Below are 24264 nucleotides of genomic sequence, written 5' to 3' on the forward strand. Positions count from 1 at the left end.
TCTCGTTTCCCGCTCCAATTTCACAAAAACGCCGATCAGTGATGATCGGCGTTTTTGTTTGTGCAGCATTTTGCACGCAACAAAAAAGGACCTTCGGGTCCTTTTCTGTTTTCACGTCAGGCCCGCTGAATCACGGGCCCGTGTCTTATCAGAGCTTCGGCAGTTGGCCGACACGGCCCATCATCTCAGTGACGATCTGCAGGTCCAGCAGGAACTGGTCAACCGTCTTGAACTCACCGTCAGTATGGCCGGTGTATTTGACTTCAGGACGGGCCAGGCCGAATTGCACGCCGTTCGGCAGGTCATGCACCGAGGTCGCCCCGGCCGAGGTGCCGAACTCGTGCTTCATGCCCAGGTTCTCCGTGGCCACCGCCAACAGTGCTTTGACCCATTCGCCTTCCGGGTTGCGGTACATCGGTTCGTCGATCGAGTAGGTGAAGTCCGCAGCGACGTGGGTTTTCTTGCTCCAGGCGGCGAGTTTGTCAGCGATTTCCTTCTGCAGCACTTCTGGCGATTTACCCTTCGGCACGCGCAAGTTGACAGCCAGTTTGAAGGCCTTGTCGTCCACACCGACGTAGGTCAGCGAAGCAGTCAGCGGGCCCATGAACGCATCGGAGAAGCCGACGCCAAGTTTTTTCCCCAGATAATCCAGGCCCCAGTTGTTGGACGCATAGCGTGCAGCGTCGGTGATCTGGTTGTGCTTGAGCGCCACCTTGCCGTCGAGACCGTTGATGAAGTCGAGCATCCGCGCGACCGGGTTGACGCCGGACTCGGGTTCGGAGGAGTGCGCGGACACACCGGTGACGCTCAGCTTGACGTCTTTGCCGTCAACTTTTGCCGCCACTTTGAAGTCGCCACCGTGTTTTTTCGCGTACTCGTTGCCGGCCTTCTGCAGGCTCGCCGCCAATTGCTCCGGCTTGTCGGTGACGAGGGTGGCGACCGAAACCGACGGAATCTGGTTGGTCGCCAGGCCGCCGGTCATCGAAGTGATTTCGGCGCCACTGCCTTCAGCCTTGCGCAGCGGGAAATTGGCCATGACCGTGCCGTAGCCTTTCTCGGCGATGACCACCGGGTAACCGCCATCCAGTGCCATGTTGTAGTTCGGCGTCGGGTTGTGTTCGAAGTAGTAGGGGATCGCGTCACCCGTGGTTTCTTCAGTGGTGTCCACCAGCAGTTTGAAGTTGCGTGCCAGTGGCAGCTTTTCTTCCTTGATCACTTTCATGGCGTACATGGCGACGACGATGCCGTTCTTGTCGTCCTCGGTGCCACGGCCATACATGCGGTCGCCGATCAACGTCACTTTGAATGGATCGAGTTTGGTTCCGTCCTTCAGCACCCAGTTTTCCGGGGTGACCGGTACCACGTCGGCATGCGCGTGAATGCCCACGACGTCATCGCCGCTGCCATCGAGGGAAATTTCATAGACGCGGTTGTCGACGTTGCGGAATTTCAGGTTGAACGATTCGGCGAGGTTTTTGATCTTTTCGGCGATCTTGATGAACTCGGGATTGTCGTGCTGGGCCACGCCTTCTTTGCGGAAGGTCGGGATTTCCACCAGCTCGCGCAGGGTCTCGAGGGCGGCCTTGCCGTACTTGGCGCGGGTGTACAGGCCCAGTAGACGGTGGATCTCGTTCTGTTGCTCGGCGGTCAGGGTCTTGTTGTCGAGAAAACCATTGATCGCCGGGGCGAGGTTGTCGGTCTTGCCCGGATTGCTGCTCGCTACCGCACCGAGAAACTGACGAAAATCGCTGACCGTCGTATCGCTGAAGGCCTTGAGGATCGCAGCACTTTGCTCGGTGCTGATGTTGGCCTGGGCCGGCAGGGTGAACGACGAAAGACTGGCCAGAATCAGGCTGGCGGCAGCCAGACGCTTGAGGGAAAAATTCATTGCAGTGGGCATTCCTTTGCAGGCATTTGAAGGGAAGTGTTTGAAAGTTGAAACAAATCTTTTCCAAACTAACACCGCGAAGGTGTTGAAGGGGAGCCCCTGAAGTGGGATCCGTCGCACAGAAATGCAAAAGCGGCGCACAAACGAAAAAGGCCCGAGCAGTGTGCAACTGATCGGGCCTTGTCTTTGGGCGCAGCGTTTACATCGACAGCACCAGCCTGCCGGCGAACAGAATCAGGATCACGCCCATGCTGCGTTCGAACCAATGGCCCATGCGCATGAACAGGGTCCGCACCCGGCTGCTGGAAAAAAACAGTGCGACGATCACGAACCACAGCGCGTTGACGAAGCACATCCACACCCCGTACAGCGCCTGGATATTCAGCGGGGTAGTGGCGCTGATGATCGTGGTGAAGATCGCCAGGAAAAACAGCGTGGCCTTGGGGTTGGTGGCATTGGTCAGAAAACCGGTGCTGAACGCCTTGAACAGTGACTGCGCGACCAGCGGCTCGTCGGTATTGTTTTCACCCTCGAGCGTGGACTTCGGTTTACTGCGAATCAGGCTGATGCCGAGGTAAAAGATGTACGCGCCACCGATCACCTTGGCCACGGTCAGCAACCACGGCGTGGTGTGCATGAGCGCGCCAACGCCGAGCAAGGTGTAGAGAACGTGCACCGAAATACCGGCGCCGATGCCCAGTGCGGTGCAGATGCCCACCAGTCGGCCGAAGCGTACGCTCTGGCGGATGGTCACGGCGAAGTCCGGGCCGGGAGCGACCACGGCCAGAAAGTGAATGGTGGCCAGTGCCAGAAACTCGCCCAGGTAGTTCGATAACATCTCAGCTCCAGAAGGTCAGGGGAGAAGCATTGCCGCGATAGCCGACAAAGAATGAAAGGCTCAGTCGCGGATCCGCTACGCCCGGCGTCACCGAGTGCATGCAGCGCGAATTGAACATGATGAAATCGCCCGGCTCCGGCCGCACTTCCAGAGTCGGTGGGCCGAGCAGCGCCGGGTCGATGCCGTAGCTGTCGCCGCGCATCTGGTCGAACTGATCCGGGGTGATGTCGTCGTCCCACATCTGCAGTGCGCCGCCCTCGGTCGGCATGTTCAGGTACACGTTGCAGGCGAACTGCGCCTCCAGGCTGCGGGCCTGAAAGCTGTCCGGGGCGTCCTTGGCGAAAATATCGTGATGAGCGAGGAAACACACACCGGGTTTGACCACCCGCGACAGGCCGACATACATCTTGCGGCCATAGAGGTTTTCCAGATGAGCGCCGGCCGGCCAGGACTCGTCGAGCATGCAGCGCAGGGTATCGACCGGTGAGGAGTAGGGGGCGCAACGTTCGCGCAGTTCCGCGATGTTGCGGGTGGCGCGTTCGAAGTAGTCCTCGATCAGCAGCGGCTGGTTTTCCGCCTCGTAAAACGCCATGCCGATGCGGCCGATGCTCGGCGCGTTGATGTAGCCCTCAAAGCCCGGAGCCAGAATCTTGTCGCCAAGCTGAACCGCCAGCGGCTCCGGCAGAAAGCCTTTGACGCGGATGGCGAGGACTTCTTCGTTGGCCAGTTTTTTTATGCACGTCTCATCGAGACGCTCGACGTCTAGCATCATTGTTTTAGGTCCATCTATCGATAGTCAACGGAACCGGCGAGTGCGGTTCCCCCGGCGCCGGACGCTGCGCGTGGCAGCGCCCGAGATGCTTAATCCACGCTGTAGTGGACGGATAACGTACCTTTCTTCTGCGAAAGGGAAGCGATCGTGACTGTGCCCAAATCCTTCAGGCTGCGTACATGGGTGCCACCACAACCGTAGGCCGGCAGCTCGCCAAAACCGATTTCCCGCGCGCCTTCGCGCAGCGAGGTCAGGCGGGGCAGGTCGTGTTCGATCCACTCACGAATACCGTATTGAACGGTTGGTGCGTCGACTTCCTGAGCAGCATCGCCCGGTTTGAACTGCACCCGACCTTCGTCTGGCCAGTGGTGCGCCTTGACTGGCGTCCAGCCCATCGCTTGCACGAAATGCCCGATCAGGTGCCCGGCTGAATGCATGCGGGTGTTGTAGCGGCGACGTTGTTCATCGACGTGGATGCAGGTCATGCCGAGTTTCACCGGACGGTCGACGTAATGCACGATCCGATCCGGCTCCTGGACCACGCGCAGCACCTGGCTTTCGCCGATCATGCCGGTATCGCAAGGCTGCCCACCGCCTTGCGGATGAAACAGCGTGGCGCGCAACACCACGGCAAATTCGTTCTCGTGGGGCGTGCAGTCGAGGACTTCCACATTAGCCTTGAGGTCATCACTATGGAAAAAGAGGCGAAGCGTCATATTCCATGCCCTTATTAAAGTGTCTTTTTTTATTATATGAATCGTGCAATAACGTGATAATCCGTTCAAACATCAAAGGACTTGTGCGCTGTGAGCATCAATCTTCCGCTGCCACTGCTCGGTGAAATGGCGATCTTCGTCAAGGTCGTGGAGACCGGCAGTTTCTCCGAAGCCGCCCGCCAGCTGGGTTCCTCGCCGTCGGCGATCAGTCGCAGCATTTCCCGACTGGAAAAGGCTCTGGCCACGCGTTTGCTGCAGCGCACAACGCGCAAATTGCGCCTGAGTGACGGTGGTGAAGAAGTGTTCAAGCGCTGTCAGGAGATGGTCAGCGCCGCCAAGTCGGTGATGGAGATCAGTGGGCAGTTCACCCACGAGGCAGAAGGGCTGGTGCGGGTCAGTGTGCCGAAAGCGGTCGGACGCTTCGTGATTCATCCGCACATGCCCGAGTTTCTGCGGCGTTATCCAAAGGTCGATGTCGAGTTGCTGCTGGAAGACCGCCAGGTTGATTTGATTGACGATCATGTCGACCTGGCGATTCGAATTACGGACCGTCCGCCGGCCGGGCTGGTCGGGCGACAGTTGCTGACCATCGACCATTTGCTCTGCGCCACCCCGCAATACCTGGCCGACCACGGCACACCGACGCATCCGCATGATCTGCTCAATCACAGTTGTATCTATCTGGGAGAAACCCCGAGCGATGCCCGCTGGAAATTCAAGAAGGGCAGTAAAGCAGTGACGGTCGGCGTGCGTGGCCGCTATGCCGCCAACCATACCGGCGTGCGGCTCGGAGCCGTGTTGCAGCACATTGGTATCGGCAGCTTGCCGTACTTCACCGCGCGTTATGCGCTGGAGCAGAAACTGATTGTGCAGGTGTTGCCGGAGTGGACATTCCTCGCGTCCTATCACGGTGGGCTGTGGCTGCTGCATTCACCGACGCGTTATCTGCCGCCGAAGCTGCGGGTGTTCATCGACTATCTGGTGGAGTGCCTGGAGAAGGAGCCGACGTTGAGCAAGCCGGGCAAGGCGGGGGCGCCGAATAATCTGGCGATGGCCTACGAGCTGCCCGAAAGCGAAGGATTGTTGTAAACGCCGAACAATAAAAAGGCCCGCATGGATCACCATGCGGGCCTTTTCTTAACCGAGCAGAAAATCAGTGCTTGCTGTCCTGGGCAGACATCGCCAGCAGCTGTTTTTCCTGATTCCAGTCGAACGGTTCGTCGTTCTGTTCGGCTTCGTAGCGACGTTCTTCCAGTGCCTGATACAGGTCGATTTCTTCATCAGACAAGTAGTGCAGGCAGTCACCAGCGAAGAACCACAGCAGATCCCGCGGGATCAGGTGGGCAATTTGCGGATAGCGGGTAATCACTTGGGTCAGGATGTCCTGGCCCAGGTACTGGCTTTCGATCGGATCGATCGGCAGGGATGCCAGCAGTTCGTCAAAGCGCTCCAGGAACAAGGCATGGCTTTCTTCGGGAACCTGATCGGCCTCACCTACGGCGACCAGGATACTGCGCAGGTGGTCGAGCAAAACCAGATGATCGGCAACGACGTTGGACACGAGATAAGTCCTCAAGAGCAAAACGGGCGCGGGAGTATAAAGCTCTCGCGCCCGTTTTTCACAAATAAACAGCTACACGGTCGTCAGCATCAGCGGACTTTGCCTTCTGCCTGTTTCAGTTCTTCCTTGTCGAAATCATCGACATCAATCACCTTGCGCCGAGCCGCTTCAGCATCGCGCAGGGTTTGCGCCTCCGCCGCTTGCAACACCCCGGCCTCCAGCGCGGCGTCGATGGCGTGTTCGCCCGCCTCCGGTTTGACCTGGCCGCTTTTCAGCGCAGTGTGCAGTTTCTTGTGCAGGGGTTGCGCGGCACCCAGCAGATCGCTGGCGTGTTGCAGGGCACCCACGGCATCGTCGGCGGACTGCGGGCGATAGCAACCGGCGAGCAGTTCTTCGAGAGTCGGATCACCTTTGGCGCGACCAATAACAGCTGCCACTTCGGCACCGAGCTTGTCCGATGGGCCTTTGTGGCGACGGCCGAACGGGAACACGATCACCCGCAGCAGGCAGCCAAACACTTTGTTCGGGAAGTTGCTCAGCAGCTCATCCAGTGCCCGTTCCGACTGACCGAGGCTTTCTTCCATCGCCCAACGGAACAGCGGCTCCATATGCGCCGGCGAATCCAGGTCGTGATAACGCTTGAGCGCGGCGGAGGCCAGGTACAGGTTGCTCAATACATCGCCGAGACGCGCCGACAGGCGTTCGCGCCGCTTCAGTTCACCACCCAGCAACATCATGCTGAAGTCGGCGAGCATGGCGAACGCTGCCGCCTGCCGATTGAGTGCGCGGAAATAACCTTGGCTGATCCTGTCCCCTGGCGCATGTTCGAAGTGGCCAAAGCCCAGGTTCAGCACCAGGGTACTGGCGGCGTTGCCGACGGCAAAACCGATGTGCTTGAGCAGCAGGCCATCGAATTCTTTCAGTGCCTGTTCCTTGTCTTCACGGCCGGCGAGGGCCATTTCCTTGAGCACGAAGGGATGGCAGCGAATGGCGCCCTGACCGAAGATCATCAGGTTGCGCGAAAGGATGTTGGCGCCTTCCACGGTGATGAAGATCGGCGCGCCGTTCCAGCTGCGCCCGAGGTAGTTGTTCGGCCCCATGATGATCGCCTTGCCGCCGTGCACGTCCATGGCGTGGGTGATGCACTCGCGGCCGCGTTCGGTCAGGTGGTACTTGAGGATCGCCGACAGTACCGATGGTTTCTCGCCCAGATCCACTGCGTTGGCAGTCAGCATCCGCGCGGCGTCCATCATCCAGGCGTTGCCGCCGATGCGCGCCATGGCTTCCTGAATGCCTTCGAAGGCCGACAGTGGAACGTTGAACTGCTCACGAATCTGCGCGTACTGACCGGTCACCAGACTGGTGAACTTGGCCGCGCCAGTGCCGACGGCTGGCAGCGAAATCGAGCGCCCGACCGACAGGCAGTTCATCAGCATCATCCAGCCCTTGCCGAGCATTTCCTGGCCGCCGATGAGATAGTCCAGCGGGATGAATACGTCTTTGCCCGAGTTCGGGCCGTTCATGAATGCGGCACCCAGTGGTAGGTGGCGACGGCCGATTTCCACACCCGGTGTATCGGTGGGGATCAGCGCCAGACTGATACCGAGATCTTCCTTGTCGCCCAGCAGATGCTCCGGGTCATAAGCCTTGAAGGCCAGACCGAGCAGGGTCGCGACTGGGCCGAGGGTGATGTAGCGCTTTTCCCAGTTCAGGCGCAGACCGATGACTTCCTGGCCGTCCCATTGACCTTTGCAGATGATCCCGGTGTCCGGCATGGCGCCAGCATCGGAACCGGCCAGCGGGCCGGTGAGGGCGAAGCACGGAATATCGTCGCCACGGGCCAGCCGCGGCAGGTAGTGATTGCGCTGCTCGTCGGTGCCGTAATGCAGGAGCAATTCGGCCGGGCCGAGGGAGTTGGGCACCATTACGGTGGAGGCGAGGTCGCCGCTGCGGGTGGCGAGTTTCATCGCCACTTGCGAGTGAGCATAGGCGGAAAATCCCTTGCCACCGAATTCCTTGGGAATGATCAGGGCGAAGAAGCCGTGTTCCTTGATGTGGCTCCAGGCTTCTGGCGGCAGGTCCATCGACTGGCCGATCTGCCAGTCAGTGACCATCGCGCAGAGCTCTTCGGTGGGGCCGTCGATAAAGGCCTGTTCCTCTTCGCTCAGTTGCGCCTTCGGGTAGGACAGCAGCTTGTCCCAGTCTGGACGGCCGCTGAACAGCTCGCCGTCCCACCAGACGGTACCGGCATCGATCGCGTCGCGTTCGGTCTGCGACATCGGCGGCAGGGTTTTCTGGAACCAGTTGAACAGCGGCGCGGTGAAGTGCTTGCGGCGCAGGTCGGGCAGCAGCAACGGCGCGGCAACCACTGCGAGCACGACCCACAGCACCAGCAGCAACCAGCCCGGAGCATGGCTGAAAATACCCATCGCCAGCAGGTAAATGGCGACGATGCCCAACGCGGGCAGCGGGGCGATGCGGCGGTGAGCGAGGTACGCCACACCGACGATCAGAACCAGTATCCACAACAACAGCATATGTAATCCTCCGTGAACCAAGGCCAACCGACCCACCAGAGCTTAGACGGCATCTGTAAAACGGGTGGTCAGAACATGGTGATTGAACTCGTGGGAAACCCCGGATGGTTTTCGTAGGTTCGGTGGGCAACACCCGTGGGAAATCGTTCGCCGTTCCCGCATCTTCGCGTGCATGTTTGGCCGAAACGTCGTTATCTCTGTGCTTGAGCTGTCGCTAGACTCGGGGCTCCCCCAGGAGAACATCGTCATGCGCGAGTATCTGAGTCCCGGCCGCTTCATCGATAGTGACCACCCGGCGGTGGTGGAGTTCGCCGAACAACACCGCGGTGCCAGCCGCGACCCGCTCGAGCAGGCGCTCGGTCTCTATTACGCCGTGCGCGAAGCAGTGCGTTACAACCCGTACACGTTCAGCCTCGACCCGCAGACCCTGTGTGGCAGCCATGCGTTGGCGACCGGAGAAAGTTATTGCGTGCCCAAGGCCACCTTGCTGGCCGGGTGTGCGCGGCATTGCGGCATCCCGGCGCGTATCGGTCTGGCCGACGTCAGGAATCACCTGTCGACCCCGCGGTTGCTGGAACTGCTGCGTAGCGATGTGTTCGCCATGCACGGCTACACCGAGCTGTTCCTTAACGACCGTTGGGTCAAGGCCACGCCGGCCTTCAACCAGCAACTCTGCGAACTGTTCAACGTCGCACCGTTGGAGTTCGACGGCATCCATGACAGCGTTTTCCACCCGTACAACCGAGACGGCGCGTTGCTGATGGAGTATCTGGTCGATCACGGGCAGTTCGCCGACGTGCCGGAACAGTTCTTCTTCGAACATCTGGAAAAGTGCTACCCGCACCTGTTCGGCGAACATCAGGCGAAGGTGCTGGGTGATATGCAGAGTGATTTGAGCCGCACATGATCCGGCGTATGCTGCCTGCCCACGCATTGGAAAAGAGGCGGTCATGCTGAAGATCTGGGGACGGAAAAACTCATCGAATGTCAGGAAGCCACTGTGGGCCGCTGAGGAGCTGGGCCTGGCTTACGAGGCGATTGACGCCGGTGGCGCCTTCGGGGTGGTCGACACACCTGAATATCGTGCGATGAACCCGAACGGCCGGGTCCCGGTGATCGAGGATGACGGCTTCGTGCTGTGGGAATCGAATGCGATCGTCCGTTACCTGCTGGCCAAACATGCGCCGAACAGCCAATGGTTTCCGGCAGACCTGCAAGCCCGGGCCATCGCCGACAAATGGATGGACTGGACCACCTCGAGTTTTGCCGGACCTTTCCGTACCGTGTTCTGGGGTGTGCTGCGTACGCCAGCGGACAAGCAGGATTGGCCGGCGATCAACGCCGCGATCAAAGAATGCACGGCGCTGCTGGCCATGGCCGATCAGGCCCTCGCCAGCCAGCCATACCTGTCCGGCCGCGAAATCGGCATGGGCGATATTCCCCTCGGCAGTTTCATTTATGCCTGGTTCGAGATGCCCATCGACCGTGCCGCGCAGCCGCATCTGGAGGTCTGGTACGCACGTTTGAAGCAGCGTCCGGCTTATCAGAAAGCGGTCATGACCGCGTTGACTTGATAATAACTATCGACACTCTTGACTGTACTTGTGTGGCGGCGGCAAGCACCATTGCGTTCACGCGCCGTGGTTGTTTTGTTCGCCGCCCGGCCCAATCTTTCCTTTTCTTCCCTTCTTGGTGCGTAAATCCGATATGAGTTCCGCTCTGTCCATCCGGCAGCTAACCAAAACCTACGGCAACGGGTTCCAGGCCTTGAGTGGTATCGATCTGGACGTCGCCGAAGGTGACTTTTTCGCCTTGCTCGGCCCCAATGGCGCGGGCAAATCCACGACCATCGGCATTCTCTCGACCCTGGTCAACAAGACCAGCGGCACGGTGAATATCTTCGGTCATGACCTGGACAAGAACCCCGCCGCGCTCAAGCGCTCGATCGGTGTGGTGCCCCAGGAATTCAACTTCAACCAGTTCGAAAAGACCTTCGACATCGTCGTGACCCAGGCCGGTTACTACGGCATTCCGGCGAAAGTCGCCAAGGAGCGCGCCGAGCAGTACCTGACCCAGCTTGGCCTGTGGGACAAGCGCGATGTGCCGTCGCGCTCGCTGTCCGGCGGCATGAAGCGGCGTCTGATGATTGCCCGCGCCCTGGTGCATGAGCCGCGCCTGCTGATCCTTGATGAGCCGACCGCAGGCGTCGACATCGAACTGCGTCGTTCGATGTGGACATTCCTCACCGAGCTGAACCAGAAAGGCATCACCATCATCCTCACCACGCACTATCTGGAGGAGGCTGAGCAGTTGTGCCGCAACATCGGCATCATCGACCACGGCACCATCGTCGAGAACACCAGCATGAAACAACTGCTGGGCCAGTTGCACGTCGAGACCTTCCTGCTGGATCTGAAAAACGACTTGCACGCTGCGCCACAATTGATCGGCTATCCCGCGCGGTTGCTCGACGGCCATACGCTGGAGGTCCAGGTCGACAAATCCATGGGCATCACCGCGCTGTTCACTCAGTTGGCGCAACAGAACATCGAAGTGTTGAGCCTGCGTAACAAGACCAATCGCCTCGAGGAGCTGTTCGTGTCCCTGGTGGAGAAAAATCTGTCGAAGGTGGCGGTATGAGTTCCGAATTGCGCCCCAACCTCGTCGCCCTCAATACCATCGTTTACCGTGAAGTCCGGCGTTTTACCCGGATCTGGCCGCAGACCCTGCTGCCGCCGGCGATCACCATGGTTCTGTATTTCGTGATCTTCGGTAACCTGATCGGCAAGCAGATCGGCGGCATGGGAGGCTTCAGTTACATGGAGTACATTGTGCCGGGGCTGATCATGATGTCGGTGATTACCAACTCCTACGGCAACGTGGTCTCGAGCTTCTTCGGCAGCAAGTTTCAGCGTTCCATCGAGGAACTGATGGTCTCGCCGGTGTCGCCGCACACCATTCTGATCGGCTACACCATCGGCGGCGTGCTGCGTGGTCTGATGGTCGGGGTGATCGTGACCATCCTGTCGCTGTTCTTCACCCATCTGCAGGTGCATCACCTCGGCGTGACCTTGTTGGTGGTGATTCTGACCGCGACGATCTTCTCGCTGCTGGGCTTCATCAACGCGGTGTTTGCGCGCAACTTCGATGATATTTCGATCATCCCGACGTTTGTGCTGACGCCGCTGACCTACCTCGGTGGCGTGTTCTATTCGATCACCTTGCTGCCGCCGTTCTGGCAGACCGTGTCGCTGGCCAATCCGGTGCTGCACATGGTCAACGCCTTCCGCTACGGCATTCTCGGGGTGTCGGATATCCGCATCGGTATCGCGATCACCTTCATGCTGGTGGCGACCGTGGTGTTGTACCTCGGTTGTGCGCGGTTGCTGGTGAGTGGGCGCGGAATGCGGACCTGATCCGATACCACGTCGCTGCCATCGCGGGCAAGCCCGCTCCCACAGGGATTTGTGTCGTTCAAATAATTTCGGGCAAACCAGATTCTGTGGGAGCGGGCTTGCCCGCGATGGGGCCCATTCAGACGCTACAAAAAACGGCCTCCCACTGCGGAGGCCGTTTTGCATTCAATGCATGCGGTTTTTTTTGCGCCGCGCCCATTGCCGCGCCACCCACCAGCGCCAGTACAGCATCACCGTGAAGTAGGCGAGGATGCCCAGAAGCAGTCCGCATACCACCGACCCCAGCAAAAACGGCTGCCACATGGTCGAGAGCTCTCCGCTGATCCATTCCCAGGTCAAGGAGTCGGGCAGGGTGCGGGCGGGCACATTCATCAACCAGGCTCCGGCCTGATAAGTACAGAAAAACACCGCCGGCATGGTGATCGGGTTGGTCAGCCACACGAGGCTGACGGCAATCGGCATGTTGCCGCGTACGGTGATCGCCAGTGCGGCCGCCACCAGCATCTGCGCCGGAATCGGCAGGAACGCGGCGAACAGGCCGACGGCCATCGCCCGGGCCACCGAGTGACGATTGAGGTGCCAGAGGTTCGGGTCATGCAGCAACTTGCCGAGAAAGCGTAAGGATTTGTGTTCCCTGATGCTCGTCGGGTCGGGCATGTAACGTTTGAATAAGCGCCGGGGCATAAGGCTTCTCGGTCGGTTAAGGCGGCAAGTATGTCTGGATTCTACGAAGCGCCCATTCAGACTTTGTGACAATTGTTGACGACGACCCTCCCTCATACCAGCTACCCCTAATGCAGGAACTCTCAAGGACGGGCTTATGCGCACAGGGATGATGGCGCTGGCAGTCGGTCTGCTGGTTCCGGTTTTTTTGCCGGTTTTACCGCCGGTCGGGTTGATGATGTTGTTGCCGTTGGTGGGACTGATGTTGCTGCCGTTTCGCAGCTATCCCCTGGCGTTTCTGCTGTTCGGTTTCACCTGGGCGTGCGTCAGTGCGCAATGGGCGTTGAATGATCGCCTGCCGGAAGCGCTTGACGGCGAAACCCGTTGGGTCGAAGGGCGGGTGGTCGGTTTGCCGCAAACCAGCGAGGGCGTGGTGCGATTCGAGTTGGCCGATGCCCGCTCGCGACACGAGAAATTGCCGTCGTTGATGCGTCTGGCGTGGCACGCCGGGCCGCCGCTCAACAGCGGCGAGCGTTGGCGGCTGGCGGTGAAGCTCAAGCGCCCGAGTGGCCTGCTCAATCCCGATGCGTTCGATTACGAAGCGTGGCTACTGGCGCAACGCATCGGCGCGACCGGCACGATCAAGGACGGTCAGCGCCTGGCCGAGGCAGGTTGGGCGTGGCGCGGCAGCATTCGCCAGCGCTTGCTTGAAGTGGACACGCAGGGCCGGGGCGGTGCATTGGCGGCGCTGGTGCTCGGTGACGGCTCCGGGCTCAGTCGCGAGGATTGGCAGATCCTGCAGGACACCGGCACCGTGCATCTGCTGGTGATTTCCGGTCAACACATCGGGATGTTGGCGGCGGTCGTGTATCTGCTGGTCGCCGGGCTGGCGCGCTACGGCTGGTGGCCGCTGCGCTGGCCCTGGCTGCCATGGGCCTGTGGGCTGGCGTTTGCCGCAGCGCTCGGCTACGGCTTGCTCGCCGGGTTTGATGTGCCGGTGCAACGGGCCTGCGTGATGGTTGGGCTGGTGTTGTTGTGGCGCCTGCGCTTTCGCCATCTCGGCGCGTGGTGGCCGCTGTTGCTGGCATTCAATGCGCTGCTGTTATTCGATCCGTTGGCCAGTTTGCGTCCCGGTTTGTGGCTGTCGTTCGCCGCGGTGGGGATTTTGATTTTTACCTTCGGCGGGCGCCTCGGCGCGTGGACATGGTGGCAGACCTGGACTCGCGCGCAATGGCTGATTGCGCTGGGCCTGTGCCCGGTGTTGCTGGCGCTGAACCTGCCGATCAGCCTCAGCGGACCCTTGGCGAATCTGCTGGCGGTGCCGTGGGTCAGTCTGCTGGTGCTGCCACCGGCGCTGCTCGGCACGATGTTGTTGCCGGTGCCTTACGTCGGTGCAGGCTTGTTGTGGCTGGCCGGTGGTTTGATCGACTGGCTGTTTCGTGGCTTGTCGGTGATCGCCGGCGCCTGGCCGGCATGGATCTCACCGTCGCTGCCGTGGTGGACCTTGTTGATTGGCAGTCTCGGGGCTGTATTGTTGCTGTTGCCGCGCGGTGTGCCATTGCGACCATTGGGCTGGCCGTTGCTGTTGATTTTGCTGGCGCCGCCTCGCGAGCGGGTGGCCGAGGGACTGGCTGATATCTGGCAACTCGATGTCGGTCAGGGCCTGGCGATCCTGATCCGCACGCGTCATCACACGCTGCTCTACGACGCCGGTCCACGTTTCGGCGATTTCGATCTGGGGCAGCGGGTGGTGTTGCCGGCGCTGCACAAACTGGGGGTTGAACGCATCGACCTGATGCTGCTCAGTCATGCCGATGCCGACCATGCCGGTGGTGCGCTGGCGGTATCGCGGGGCCTGAAAGTGACGCGGGTGATCAGCGGCGATCCTCCGGGGCTGCCCGCCATCCTGCGGGCCGAAGCCTGTGAAAGCGGACGTCAATGGCAGTGGGACGGGGTGCGGTTTCAACTGTGGCAGTGGTCGGCGGCCCATGACAGCAATCAGCGCTCCTGCGTGTTGCAGATCGAGGCCAATGGCGAGCGTCTGCTGCTGACCGGCGATATCGACACGGCTGCCGAACGGGCTCTGCTGGAGAGTCCGTTGGCGCGGCCGACGCACTGGCTGCAAGCGCCGCATCATGGCAGCCGCAGTTCGTCTTCAATGGCACTGCTTCGGGCTCTGAGGCCGCATTCGGTGCTGATTTCCCGTGGGCAGGGCAATTCGTTCGGGCATCCGCATCCGCTAGTGCTGGCGCGTTATCGCCAGCAAGGGCTGCGCATCTACGACAGCGCGCAGCACGGCGCCATTCATCTGCGCCTGGGCGGCTTTCAGGCGCCATGGCTGATGCGTCAACAGCGGCGTTTCTGGCGGTGAAACACCATTGATCGCGGGATCGCCGAATGCGGCATCAGGTCGTCGGGGCAGCGGGTCTTAATCGCGAAACGGTATGGTAAAGTGGCGCACTTTTTCGAGGGGACTGTCACTGTGTGGGAATTGGTCAAATCCGGCGGCTGGATGATGTTGCCGATCATTCTGAGTTCCATCGCGGCCATGGCGATTGTCGCCGAGCGCCTGTGGACCCTGCGCGCCAGCCGCGTCACCCCCGAGCATCTGCTGGGCCAGGTCTGGGTCTGGATCAAGGACAAACAGCTCAATAAAGAAAAGCTCAAGGAATTGCGCGCCAACTCGCCGCTGGGTGAAATTCTCGCCGCGGGCCTGGCCAACTCCAAGCATGGTCGCGAGATCATGAAGGAATGCATCGAAGAAGCCGCGGCGCGGGTGATTCACGAGCTCGAACGCTACGTCAACGCGCTGGGCACCATTGCTGCCATGTCGCCGTTGCTGGGCCTGTTGGGCACGGTATTGGGCATGATCGACATTTTCAGCGCCTTCACCGGTTCGGGCATGACTACTAATGCCTCGGTCCTGGCCGGCGGTATTTCCAAGGCGCTGATTACCACGGCGGCGGGCCTGATGGTCGGTATTCCGTCGGTGTTCTTCCACCGTTTCCTGCAGCGCCGCATCGATGAGCTGGTGGTGGGCATGGAGCAGGAAGCGATCAAACTGGTCGAAGTGGTGCAGGGCGACCGTGACGTCGATCTGGCCGGGGACAAAGCGTGAAATTCCGTCGCAAACCCCGGGAAACGATCGACATCAACCTCGCTTCGCTGATCGACGTGGTCTTCATCCTGTTGCTGTTTTTCGTCGTGACCACCACCTTCACCCGCGAAACCCAGCTACGTGTCGATCTGCCGGAATCGGTCAGCGGCTCGCCTGCCGAAGACCAGCAGCTCAAGCAACTGGACGTCGCGATCAGCGCCGAAGGTGTGTTCTCGGTGAACAACAAGATTCTGCCGAAGAACGACCTGGCGACGCTGATGGAAGCCATGCAGAAAGAAGCCAACGGTGACACCAACATGCCGTTGTCGATCAGTGCCGACGGCAAGACCCAACACCAATCGGTGATCACCGCCATGGATGCGGCCGGCAAGCTCGGTTTCAGCCATCTGCGCATGACCACGGTCGAGGCGGCGCCCAAATCCTGATGAGCCTGTCCGATCGTTTGCTCGCCGCTTGGTATCAGGGGCATTCGGCCCTGACGCTGCTGCGGCCGCTGGAAATGCTCTACCGCCACGTGGTGGTCAACAAGCGCCAGCGTTTTCTCGACGGTGAAGGCCCGATCTATCAGCCGCCGGTGCCGTTGATCGTGGTCGGCAACATCACGGTGGGTGGCACCGGCAAGACGCCGATGATCCTGTGGTTGATCGAGCATTGCCGCCGTGCCGGCCTGCGCGTTGGCGTGGTCAGCCGTGGTTACGGCGCCAAACCACCGCAACTGCCATGGCGGGTCACCGCCGAGCAGGGCGCCGATATCGCCGGCGACGAACCGCTGTTGATCGTGCAGCGCACCGGCGTACCGCTGATGATCGACCCTGATCGCAGCGCAGCGGTCAAAGCCTTGCTCGCCAGTGAACCGCTGGATCTGATCCTCTCCGACGACGGCATGCAGCATTACCGTCTGGCGCGGGATCTGGAGCTGGTACTGATCGACGCCGCCCGAGGTTTGGGCAACAAACGCTGCCTGCCGGCAGGCCCGTTGCGCGAGCCGATCGAGCGCCTGCAAAGCGTCGATGGCGTACTGTTCAACGGTGCCACGGCGGATCGTGAAGAGGGTTTCGCCTTTCACCTGCGGCCGACGGCGCTGGTCAATCTGCGCAGCGGCGAGCGCCAGCCGCTGGCGCATTTTGCGCCCGGTCAATCAGTGCACGCGGTGGCCGGGATCGGCAATCCGCAACGTTTCTTCAATACCCTCGAAGCGCTAGACTGGCGGGCAATCCCCCATGCGTTTGCCGACCACGCCGAGTACAGCGTGCAGGCCTTGAATTTCACACCGTCATTGCCGTTGGTGATGACCGAGAAGGATGCGGTGAAGTGCCGTGCCTTCGCGGCTGACGACTGGTGGTATCTGGCGGTCGATGCCGTGCCGTCACCGGCCTTCGTGGCCTGGTTCGACACCCAGTTGATGCGCCTGTTGCCCAATCGTCTTTTGCCTTAACTCTTTATCCAGGGAATGTTCATGGACACCAAATTGCTCGATATCCTCGCGTGCCCGATCTGCAAAGGCCCGCTCAAGCTCAGCGCCGACAAGACCGAACTGATCAGCAAGGGGGCCGGGCTGGCCTATCCGATCCGCGACGGCATCCCGGTGATGCTCGAAAGCGAAGCGCGCACCCTGACCACCGACGAGCGTCTGGATAAATGACCACCGCCTTCACCGTTGTCATCCCGTCGCGCTACGCCTCGACCCGCCTGCCGGGCAAACCACTGCTGGATATCGCCGGCAAGCCGATGATTCAGCACGTCTGGGAACAGGCGAGCAAAAGCAGCGCCAGCCGCGTGGTGGTTGCGACTGACGATGCGCGCATCGTCGAGGCCTGCAAGGCGTTCGGCGCGGAAGTGGTGCTGACCCGTGAAGATCACAATTCCGGGACTGACCGCCTCGCGGAAGTCGCGGCGAAGCTGGGCCTTGCGCCGGACGCGATCGTGGTCAACGTGCAAGGCGATGAACCGTTGATCCCGCCAAGCGTGATCGACCAGGTCGCCGCCAACCTCGCGGCCCACACCGAAGCGCGCATGGCCACCCTGGCCGAGCCGATCGAAGACGTTGAAACCCTGTTCAACCCCAACGTAGTCAAGGTCGTCAGCGACACTAACGGTCTGGCGCTGACCTTCAGTCGCGCCACCTTGCCGTGGGCCCGCGATGCTTTCGCCAAGAGCCGTGACGTGTTGCCGGAAGGCGTGCCATACCGTCGCCACATCGGCATTTATGCCTACCGCGCCGGCTTCCTTCAGGACTTTGTGAGCTGGGGCCCGTGCTGGCTGGAAAACACTGAATCGCTGGAACAGCTGCGTGCTCTGTGGCATGGCGTGCGGATTCATGTGGCCGATGCGTTGATCGCGCCGCCAACCGGGGTCGACACCGTTGAAGACCTCGAGCGCGTTCGTCGCCTGCTGGAGGCCTGATGCGCGTTCTGTTCGTGTGCCTGGGCAACATCTGCCGTTCGCCCACCGCTGAAGGCGTGTTGCGCCACAAACTGCGCGCAGCGGGGCTGGCGGATCAGGTCGAAGTGGCCTCCGCCGGCACCGGTGACTGGCACGTCGGCAATCCGCCGGACAAACGCAGCCAGGCCGCAGCCAAAGTGCGCGGTTATGACCTGTCGGCGCAACGCGCGCAGCAGGTCAGCCGTGCCGATTTCGCCAGTTACGACCTGATTCTGGCCATGGACCACAGCAATCTGCGCAACCTCAAGGCCTTGCAACCGTCCACCGGCAAGGCCGAACTGGACCTGTTCCTGCGCCGTTACGCCGGTGTGGTCGATGAAGTGCCGGATCCGTACTACGACGGCGATCAGGGCTTCGAGCAGGTGCTGGACCTGATCGAAGCGGCGTGTGACCAACTGTTGATCGAAGTGAAGGGCCGGTTATGAGTTTGCAGCTTCAATCACAGGTTTCGCTGAAACCGTTCAACAGTTTTGGCGTCGACGTTCGCGCGCAGTTGTTCGCCGAGGCGCACAGCGACGCCGACGTCCGCGAAGCGCTGGCCTACGCGACTGCCCATGACGTGCCGTTGCTGGTGATCGGCGGCGGCAGCAACCTGCTGCTGACTGCAGATATTCCGGCGCTGGTGCTGCGCATGGCGACCCGAGGCATTCGGCTGATCAGTGACGACGGCAACCGTGTAGTGATCGAAGCCGAGGCCGGCGAGCCGTGGCATCCGTTCGTGCAGCACACGCTGGCGCAGGGTTTTTCCGGCCTGGAAAACCTCAGCCTGATCCCCGGCACTGTTGGCGCGGCGCCGATGCAGAACATCGGCGCCTACGGCGTTGAGATCAAGGATGTGTTCGCCGGGCTGACCGCGCTGAACCGCCAGACCGGCGAACTGCGCGACTTCAGCCTGGAGGAGTGCAACTTCGCCTACCGCGACAGTCTGTTCAAGCAGCAGCCGGGACGTTGGCTGATCCTGCGGGTGCGCTTCAAGCTTGATCGTGTCGCGCATCTGCATTTGGAATACGGCCCGGTGCGCCAGCGCCTGGCTGAGCAGGGCATTGAGCAACCAACGCCGAGCGACGTCAGCCGCGCAATCTGCAGTATCCGCAGCGAAAAACTGCCGGACCCGGCGGTGCTCGGCAATGCCGGCAGTTTCTTCAAGAATCCACTGGTGTCGGCCGCACTGGTCGAGCAGATCAAGGCGCAGCACCCGGATCTGGTGGCCTATGCGCAAGCGGACGGGCAGATGAAACTGGCCGCCGGCTGGTTGATCGAGCGCGCTGGCTGGAAAGGTTTCCGCGAGGCCGATGCCGGCGTGCATAAATTGCAGGCGCTGGTGCTGGTCAACTACGGCACCGCGACCGGTCTGCAATTGCTGGAGCTGGCGCAACGCATCCAGAAAGATATTGCCGAACGTTTCAATGTCGAGCTGGAAATGGAGCCGAACCGCTATTGAGGCTACGCTTCAGGTCGGTATCCAAAGCCCTGCACTGAACAAAAAGTGCAGGGCTTTTTTGTTAACGGTGGGTAAACTTAGCCAGCTAACGATAACCGTCATTTGCTCCACCAAAGGCCCGGTGCAGACGTTCGCGTCGGCACAAGAGAGCCTGTGCCAACCACATATCAGTCAGCGATGACCCTGTGGCGAGGGAGCTTGCTCCCGCTGGGGCGCGTAGCGGCCCCGCTTTCAAGAAGGGCCTGCTCCGCAGTCCAGTGGGAGCAAGCTCCCTCGCCACAGGTTCAGTGTTCGGCTTCACTGATGTGTATTGGCCCATTAGCCTGAGTCGATCTGCGTGAATCACCGCCAGTTCTGCTCGACCCCATAACCACCAAGAATAGGCGGGCGTGCCCATGATTACCCTGAAACTCAATGGCCAGGACCATCAACTGGATGTCAGCGAAGACATGCCGCTGTTGTGGGCTATTCGTGATGTCGCCGGTTACAACGGCACCAAATTCGGCTGCGGCATGGGCCTGTGCGGCGCCTGCACCATTCACATCGACGGCTTGCCGGCGCGCAGTTGCATTACGCCGATCGGCTCGGTGGTCGGGCAAAGCGTCACCACCATCGACAATCTGCACGCCGATCCGGTTGGACAAGTCGTTCAGCAAGCCTGGCTCGACAGCGCCGTGGCGCAGTGCGGTTTCTGTCAGGGCGGGCAGATCATGTCTGCCACCGCATTGCTCAAGACCAACCCTAATCCGAGCGACGAGCAGATCGAAGAGGCAATGGTCGGCAACATTTGCCGGTGCGGCACGTATAACCGGATCAAGACCGCGATCCGTCAGGCTTCAACTCACCTGAAGGAGGCCAAGGCATGAGCCGCTTGCCGAATGATTTCGCCCTGAGCAATCTCAGCCGCCGCGGTTTTCTCAAAGGCGTCGGCGCCACGGGCGCATTGGTGCTGGCCGCGAGCTGGGGCTGGCAGGATGCATTTGCTGAAGACGCGCCGAAGAAGTTTGGCGCTGATGGCATGCCCAACGGCTGGATCGACGATCCCAAGGTTTACGTGAGCATTGCCGCAGACGGCACGGTCACCGTGGTCTGCAACCGCTCGGAAATGGGCCAGGGTGTGCGCACCAGCCTGACCATGGTGGTCGCCGATGAACTGGACGCCGATTGGGCCAAGGTCAAAGTGCAGCAGGCGCCGGGCGATGAAGTGCGGTTCGGCAACCAGGACACTGACGGTTCACGCAGCATGCGTCACTGGTATGAACCGATGCGCCGTTGCGGCGCGGCGGCCCGGACCATGCTGGAACAAGCCGCCGCTGCGCAGTGGCAGGTGCCGGTGGGCGAGTGCCATGCGCAGTTGCACAAAGTGCTGCACACACCGTCCGGCCGCGAGCTGGGTTACGGCGAACTTGCCGCTGCAGCCAGTGCGCTGGCGGTGCCGGCCCGTGACAGCTTGCGCCTCAAGCAGCCGTCGGAGTTTCGCTACATCGGCAAGGAAGGCACCAAAGCCATCGACGGTGCCGACATCGTCAACGGGCGCGCGGTGTATGGCGCCGACGTGCATTTCGACGGCATGCTCTACGCGACCATCGCCCGTCCGGCGGTGTACGGCGGCAAGGTCAAGTCGCTGGATGACAGCGCCGCGCTGAAGGTTCCGGGTGTGCTGAAGGTCATGCAGATCGAAAGCCGTCCGCTGCCGTCGGAATTCCAGCCGCTGGGCGGCGTTGCGGTGATTGCCAGCAATACCTGGGCGGCGATCAAGGGGCGCGAGGCGCTGAAGATCCAATGGGACGACGGCCCCAACGCCAGTTACGACTCGATCGCTTACCGCAAAGCGCTGGAAGCGGCGTCGCGCAAACCCGGCAAAGTGGTACGCAATACCGGTGATATCGACAAGGCACTGAGCGGCGCTGCCAGTAGCCTCGAAGCCTCCTACTATTTGCCGCATCTGGCGCAGGCACCGATGGAGCCGATGGTCGCCATCGCTCGCTACGACAAAGGTGTGTGTGAAGCATGGGCGCCGAGCCAGGCGCCGCAGGTGACTCGCGAGCGCATCGCCGAGCGCCTGGGGCTGCCGTTCGACAATGTCACCTTCAACGTCACGCTGCTCGGTGGTGGTTTCGGACGTAAATCCAAGCCGGATTTCGTCGTCGAAGCGGCGATCCTTGCCAAGGAGTTCCCCGGTAAAGCCGTGCGAGTGCAATGGACCCGCGAAGATGACATCCATAACTCGTATTTCCACACAGTGTCCGCCGAGTATTTGAAGGCGGCTGTCGGCAAGGACGGCATGCCGTCCGGCTGGCTGCACCGTACCGTGGCACCAAGCATTACCGCGCTGTTTGCGCCGGGCATGAACCATGAAGCGGCGTTCGAGCTGGGCATGGGCTTTACCAACATGGCCTACTCGATTCCCAACGTGCGTCTGGAAAACCCCGAAGCCACGGTGCATACCCGCGTCGGCTGGTATCGCTCGGTGTCGAACATTCCTCACGGGTTTGCGATTCAGAGTTTTGTCGATGAGCTGGCGCACAAGGCCGGCGTCGATCCGCTCAAATATCAGATCAAGTTGCTCGGCCCGGATCGGCAGATCGATCCACGCACCCTGAGCGAGGAGTGGAACTACGGCGAATCCCCCGAGCGCTACCCGATCGACACCGGACGCATGCGCACGGTACTGGAAACTGCGGCCAAGGCTGCCGGTTGGGGACGTCAGTTGCCCAAGGGCCGTGGTCTGGGTCTGGCGGTGCATTACAGCTTCGTCACTTATGTGGCGGCGGTGATCGAAGTCGAGGTCAAGGACGACGGTACGCTGATCGTGCACAAGGCTGACATCGCCGTCGATTGCGGCCCGCAGATCAACCCGGAACGCATCCGCTCGCAGTTCGAAGGCGCCTGTGTGATGGGCCTGGGCAACGCGGTGCTGGGTGAAATCAGCTTCAAGGACGGCAAGGTCCAGCAGGACAACTTCCACATGTACGAAGTGGCGCGCATGTCGCTGGCGCCGAAGGCAATCGCGGTGCATTTGGTGACGCCGCCGGGCGACGTGCCGTTGGGTGGTGTCGGTGAACCCGGCGTGCCACCGATTGCGCCGGCGCTGTGTAACGCCATCTTCGCTGCCACCGGCCAGCGCATCCGCAACCTGCCGGTGCGTTATCAGTTGCAGGGTTGGCAGAAGGCGCAAGCGTGATGGACGGCGCCGATCTCAACGTTCTGCGCAGCGTGCTCGAATGGCGCCGCGCCGGGCAGCGGGTGGTGCTGTTCAGCGTGGTGCAGACCTGGGGCACCGCGCCCCGTGCACCCGGCGCGATGCTCGCGTTGCGCGAGGACGGCGTGGTGATTGGCTCGGTGTCGGGCGGTTGTGTCGAGGATGACTTGATCGCCCGTCTGCACGACGGGCGCATCGCCAGCGACGGACCACCGGTGCAGCTGATTACCTATGGCGTCACCCGCGAGGAGGCTGCGCGCTTCGGCTTGCCCTGTGGCGGTACGCTGCGCCTGACCGAGGAGCGGGTCGCTGATCCGGCGTGGGTCGCCGAATTGCTCGCGCGGTGTGAGGCGCATGAAATTGTCGCCCGTGAGCTGAACATCGAAACCGGCGAAGTGGTGCTATCAGCGGCGAGCAAATCCGATGTGCTGGCATTCGACGGCAAGACCCTGCGCGCCATTTATGGCCCGCGCTGGCGTCTGCTGTTGATCGGTGCCGGGCAGCTGTCGCGCTACGTGGCGGACATGGCCCGGCTGCTGGATTTCGAAGTGCTGATTTGCGATCCGCGTACCGAGTTCGTCTATGGCTGGGAAGAGCACCACGGACGGTTCGTCCCGGGTATGCCGGATGACGCGGTGTTGAGCATTCAGACGGACGAACGCACAGCCATCGTCGCGCTGACTCACGATCCCCGTCTGGATGATATGGCGTTGCTTACGGCGCTCGATTCGCCGGCCTTCTATGTCGGTGCACTCGGCTCTCGGGTCAACAGTCAGAAACGCCGGGACAATCTGGCTCAGCTAGGCTTGTCAGAATCAGCCATTGCGCGATTGCATGGGCCGATCGGTCTGCACATCGGCAGCCATTCACCGGCGGAGATTGCCCTGTCGTTGTTGGCGGAGATTGTGGCGATCAAGAATGGTGTCGAGTTGAAACAGAAGAAAGCCGTGGAGGGCGCATGAGTCGATCCATCGCAGTGATCGTATTGGCGGCGGGCGAGGGCAGTCGCTTTCGCCAGGTTGCCGGTGCCGACAAGGACAAGTTGCTGGCCGATTGCACCGGGCGTGATGGCGCGGTGCGCTCGGTGATCGAGCAAGTGTTGCTGAATCTGCCGGCCAACCTCGACAAGCGGGTGCTGGTGACCACTGAAGCACGGCCGCAGGCGATGCGCATGGCTCAGGCTTATAGCTGTGACGTGGTCTCGATTGAATCGAGCGGGATGGGTGACAGCATTGCGGCGGGCGTTGCCGCCTGCCCCGAGGCGGATGGCTGGCTGATCGTGTTGGGGGACATGCCGTTTATTTTGCCGTCGAGCATTGAGCGGGTGGTGGCGGCAATGACCGATGACGCGGTTAGTGTGCCGGTGCAGGAGGGCGAATTTGGCCATCCGGTGGGGTTTGGGCGTTCGTTCGGGCCGGGCTTGCAGGCCTTGAGTGGTGATCGCGGCGCCAGGCCTTTGTTCAAGCAGGGCAGGGTGATTGAGGTAGCGGTGGATGATCCCGGGGTGTTGTGGGATATCGATGTGCCAGAAGCGTTGGTGTTCAAATAAAGCCAGATCAAAAGATCGCAGCCTTCGGCAGCTCCTACAGGAGACCTATGTAGGAGCTGCCGAAGGCTGCGATCTTTTGATCTTCTAAATGAAATAAAAAAGCCCCGCCAGGTTTTCACCC

The 24264-nt window shown here is 61.1% G+C and carries 24 protein-coding genes; 17 read left to right on the forward strand and 7 right to left on the reverse strand.

Annotated elements, in window-relative coordinates; translation table 11 throughout:
• Positions 1 to 148 precede the first annotated feature (148 nt).
• The 4 genes from OC71_RS12075 to OC71_RS12090 all read right to left on the reverse strand — a co-directional run bounded on the left by OC71_RS12075 (position 149) and on the right by OC71_RS12090 (position 4214).
• Positions 149 to 1888 (reverse strand): dipeptidase, encoded by a 1740-nt coding sequence (locus OC71_RS12075; RefSeq protein WP_041069071.1) that lies wholly within the window; start codon positions 1886 to 1888, stop codon positions 149 to 151.
• Between the two features lie 199 nt (positions 1889 to 2087).
• Complete coding sequence (locus OC71_RS12080; protein WP_041069074.1) at positions 2088 to 2726, reverse strand: LysE family translocator; 639 nt, start codon at positions 2724 to 2726, stop codon at positions 2088 to 2090.
• A 1-nt stretch (position 2727) separates the two neighbouring features.
• Positions 2728 to 3498 carry a 2OG-Fe(II) oxygenase gene (locus OC71_RS12085; RefSeq protein ID WP_041069077.1) on the reverse strand — a complete coding sequence of 257 codons (771 nt, stop codon included), beginning with the start codon at positions 3496 to 3498 and terminating at the stop codon, positions 2728 to 2730.
• An 89-nt stretch (positions 3499 to 3587) separates the two neighbouring features.
• Positions 3588 to 4214, reverse strand: coding sequence for a serine-tRNA(Ala) deacylase AlaX (locus tag OC71_RS12090; RefSeq protein ID WP_041069080.1), 627 nt, complete (start codon positions 4212 to 4214; stop codon positions 3588 to 3590).
• Between the two features lie 90 nt (positions 4215 to 4304).
• Here OC71_RS12090 and OC71_RS12095 point away from each other — a divergent pair, with 90 nt between their 5' ends.
• Positions 4305 to 5303, forward strand: a complete 999-nt coding sequence (locus tag OC71_RS12095; RefSeq protein ID WP_041069083.1) for a LysR family transcriptional regulator — start codon at positions 4305 to 4307, stop codon at positions 5301 to 5303.
• Positions 5304 to 5367: 64 nt separating this feature from the next.
• Here the strand turns inward: OC71_RS12095 and OC71_RS12100 are convergent, their stop codons facing one another.
• Together OC71_RS12100 and OC71_RS12105 are read right to left on the reverse strand one after the other, a co-directional pair.
• Entirely contained in the window at positions 5368 to 5775 is a 408-nt protein-coding gene (locus OC71_RS12100) for a PA2817 family protein (protein ID WP_041069086.1), read from the reverse strand.
• Between the two features lie 89 nt (positions 5776 to 5864).
• Positions 5865 to 8312 (reverse strand): acyl-CoA dehydrogenase, encoded by a 2448-nt coding sequence (locus OC71_RS12105; RefSeq protein ID WP_041069089.1) that lies wholly within the window; start codon positions 8310 to 8312, stop codon positions 5865 to 5867.
• Positions 8313 to 8559: 247 nt separating this feature from the next.
• On the opposite strand from OC71_RS12105, the gene OC71_RS12110 reads away from it, so the two are divergent.
• The 4 genes from OC71_RS12110 to OC71_RS12125 all read left to right on the forward strand — a co-directional run bounded on the left by OC71_RS12110 (position 8560) and on the right by OC71_RS12125 (position 11728).
• Positions 8560 to 9219 (forward strand): transglutaminase family protein, encoded by a 660-nt coding sequence (locus OC71_RS12110; protein WP_041069092.1) that lies wholly within the window; start codon positions 8560 to 8562, stop codon positions 9217 to 9219.
• Between the two features lie 43 nt (positions 9220 to 9262).
• Positions 9263 to 9886, forward strand: coding sequence for a glutathione S-transferase family protein (locus tag OC71_RS12115; RefSeq protein WP_041069094.1), 624 nt, complete (start codon positions 9263 to 9265; stop codon positions 9884 to 9886).
• 133 nt (positions 9887 to 10019) lie between these two features.
• Positions 10020 to 10952 (forward strand): ABC transporter ATP-binding protein, encoded by a 933-nt coding sequence (locus OC71_RS12120; protein ID WP_041069096.1) that lies wholly within the window; start codon positions 10020 to 10022, stop codon positions 10950 to 10952.
• Positions 10949 to 11728, forward strand: coding sequence for an ABC transporter permease (locus OC71_RS12125; RefSeq protein WP_041069097.1), 780 nt, complete (start codon positions 10949 to 10951; stop codon positions 11726 to 11728). Before OC71_RS12120 ends, OC71_RS12125 begins: the two co-directional genes overlap by 4 nt.
• A gap of 165 nt (positions 11729 to 11893) precedes the next feature.
• On the opposite strand, the gene OC71_RS12130 is transcribed toward OC71_RS12125, so the two are convergent.
• The gene (locus OC71_RS12130; RefSeq protein WP_041069099.1) at positions 11894 to 12412 is read right to left on the reverse strand and encodes a DUF2062 domain-containing protein; all 519 of its coding nucleotides are present in this window, start codon (positions 12410 to 12412) and stop codon (positions 11894 to 11896) included.
• Positions 12413 to 12548: 136 nt separating this feature from the next.
• On the opposite strand from OC71_RS12130, the gene OC71_RS12135 reads away from it, so the two are divergent.
• The 12 genes from OC71_RS12135 to OC71_RS12190 all read left to right on the forward strand — a co-directional run bounded on the left by OC71_RS12135 (position 12549) and on the right by OC71_RS12190 (position 24143).
• A complete protein-coding gene (locus OC71_RS12135) occupies positions 12549 to 14762 on the forward strand; it encodes a DNA internalization-related competence protein ComEC/Rec2 (RefSeq protein WP_041069102.1) in 2214 nt (737 codons plus the stop codon).
• Positions 14763 to 14873: 111 nt separating this feature from the next.
• A complete protein-coding gene (locus tag OC71_RS12140; RefSeq protein ID WP_003227083.1) occupies positions 14874 to 15509 on the forward strand; it encodes a MotA/TolQ/ExbB proton channel family protein in 636 nt (211 codons plus the stop codon).
• A complete protein-coding gene (locus tag OC71_RS12145) occupies positions 15506 to 15934 on the forward strand; it encodes a biopolymer transporter ExbD (RefSeq protein WP_027612340.1) in 429 nt (142 codons plus the stop codon). Before OC71_RS12140 ends, OC71_RS12145 begins: the two co-directional genes overlap by 4 nt.
• Complete coding sequence (lpxK, locus tag OC71_RS12150; protein ID WP_041069105.1) at positions 15934 to 16944, forward strand: tetraacyldisaccharide 4'-kinase; 1011 nt, start codon at positions 15934 to 15936, stop codon at positions 16942 to 16944. The genes OC71_RS12145 and lpxK overlap by 1 nt, the downstream gene beginning before the upstream one ends.
• A gap of 21 nt (positions 16945 to 16965) precedes the next feature.
• A complete protein-coding gene (locus tag OC71_RS12155) occupies positions 16966 to 17151 on the forward strand; it encodes a Trm112 family protein (RefSeq protein ID WP_003174668.1) in 186 nt (61 codons plus the stop codon).
• A complete protein-coding gene (gene kdsB, locus OC71_RS12160; protein WP_041069122.1) occupies positions 17148 to 17912 on the forward strand; it encodes a 3-deoxy-manno-octulosonate cytidylyltransferase in 765 nt (254 codons plus the stop codon). Before OC71_RS12155 ends, kdsB begins: the two co-directional genes overlap by 4 nt.
• Positions 17912 to 18376, forward strand: coding sequence for a low molecular weight protein-tyrosine-phosphatase (locus tag OC71_RS12165; RefSeq protein WP_041069125.1), 465 nt, complete (start codon positions 17912 to 17914; stop codon positions 18374 to 18376). The genes kdsB and OC71_RS12165 overlap by 1 nt, the downstream gene beginning before the upstream one ends.
• Entirely contained in the window at positions 18373 to 19392 is a 1020-nt protein-coding gene (gene murB / locus OC71_RS12170; RefSeq protein ID WP_041069128.1) for a UDP-N-acetylmuramate dehydrogenase, read from the forward strand. Before OC71_RS12165 ends, murB begins: the two co-directional genes overlap by 4 nt.
• 395 nt (positions 19393 to 19787) lie before the next feature.
• Positions 19788 to 20258 carry a (2Fe-2S)-binding protein gene (locus tag OC71_RS12175; protein ID WP_041069131.1) on the forward strand — a complete coding sequence of 157 codons (471 nt, stop codon included), beginning with the start codon at positions 19788 to 19790 and terminating at the stop codon, positions 20256 to 20258.
• Positions 20255 to 22576, forward strand: a complete 2322-nt coding sequence (locus tag OC71_RS12180; RefSeq protein WP_041069134.1) for a xanthine dehydrogenase family protein molybdopterin-binding subunit — start codon at positions 20255 to 20257, stop codon at positions 22574 to 22576. The genes OC71_RS12175 and OC71_RS12180 overlap by 4 nt, the downstream gene beginning before the upstream one ends.
• Positions 22576 to 23556 carry an XdhC family protein gene (locus OC71_RS12185; protein WP_041069137.1) on the forward strand — a complete coding sequence of 327 codons (981 nt, stop codon included), beginning with the start codon at positions 22576 to 22578 and terminating at the stop codon, positions 23554 to 23556. The genes OC71_RS12180 and OC71_RS12185 overlap by 1 nt, the downstream gene beginning before the upstream one ends.
• Positions 23553 to 24143, forward strand: a complete 591-nt coding sequence (locus OC71_RS12190; RefSeq protein WP_041069139.1) for a nucleotidyltransferase family protein — start codon at positions 23553 to 23555, stop codon at positions 24141 to 24143. The genes OC71_RS12185 and OC71_RS12190 overlap by 4 nt, the downstream gene beginning before the upstream one ends.
• Positions 24144 to 24264 lie beyond the last annotated feature (121 nt).

The organism is Pseudomonas sp. W15Feb9B (assembly GCF_000828175.1).
GTDB lineage: Bacteria > Pseudomonadota > Gammaproteobacteria > Pseudomonadales > Pseudomonadaceae > Aquipseudomonas > Aquipseudomonas parakoreensis.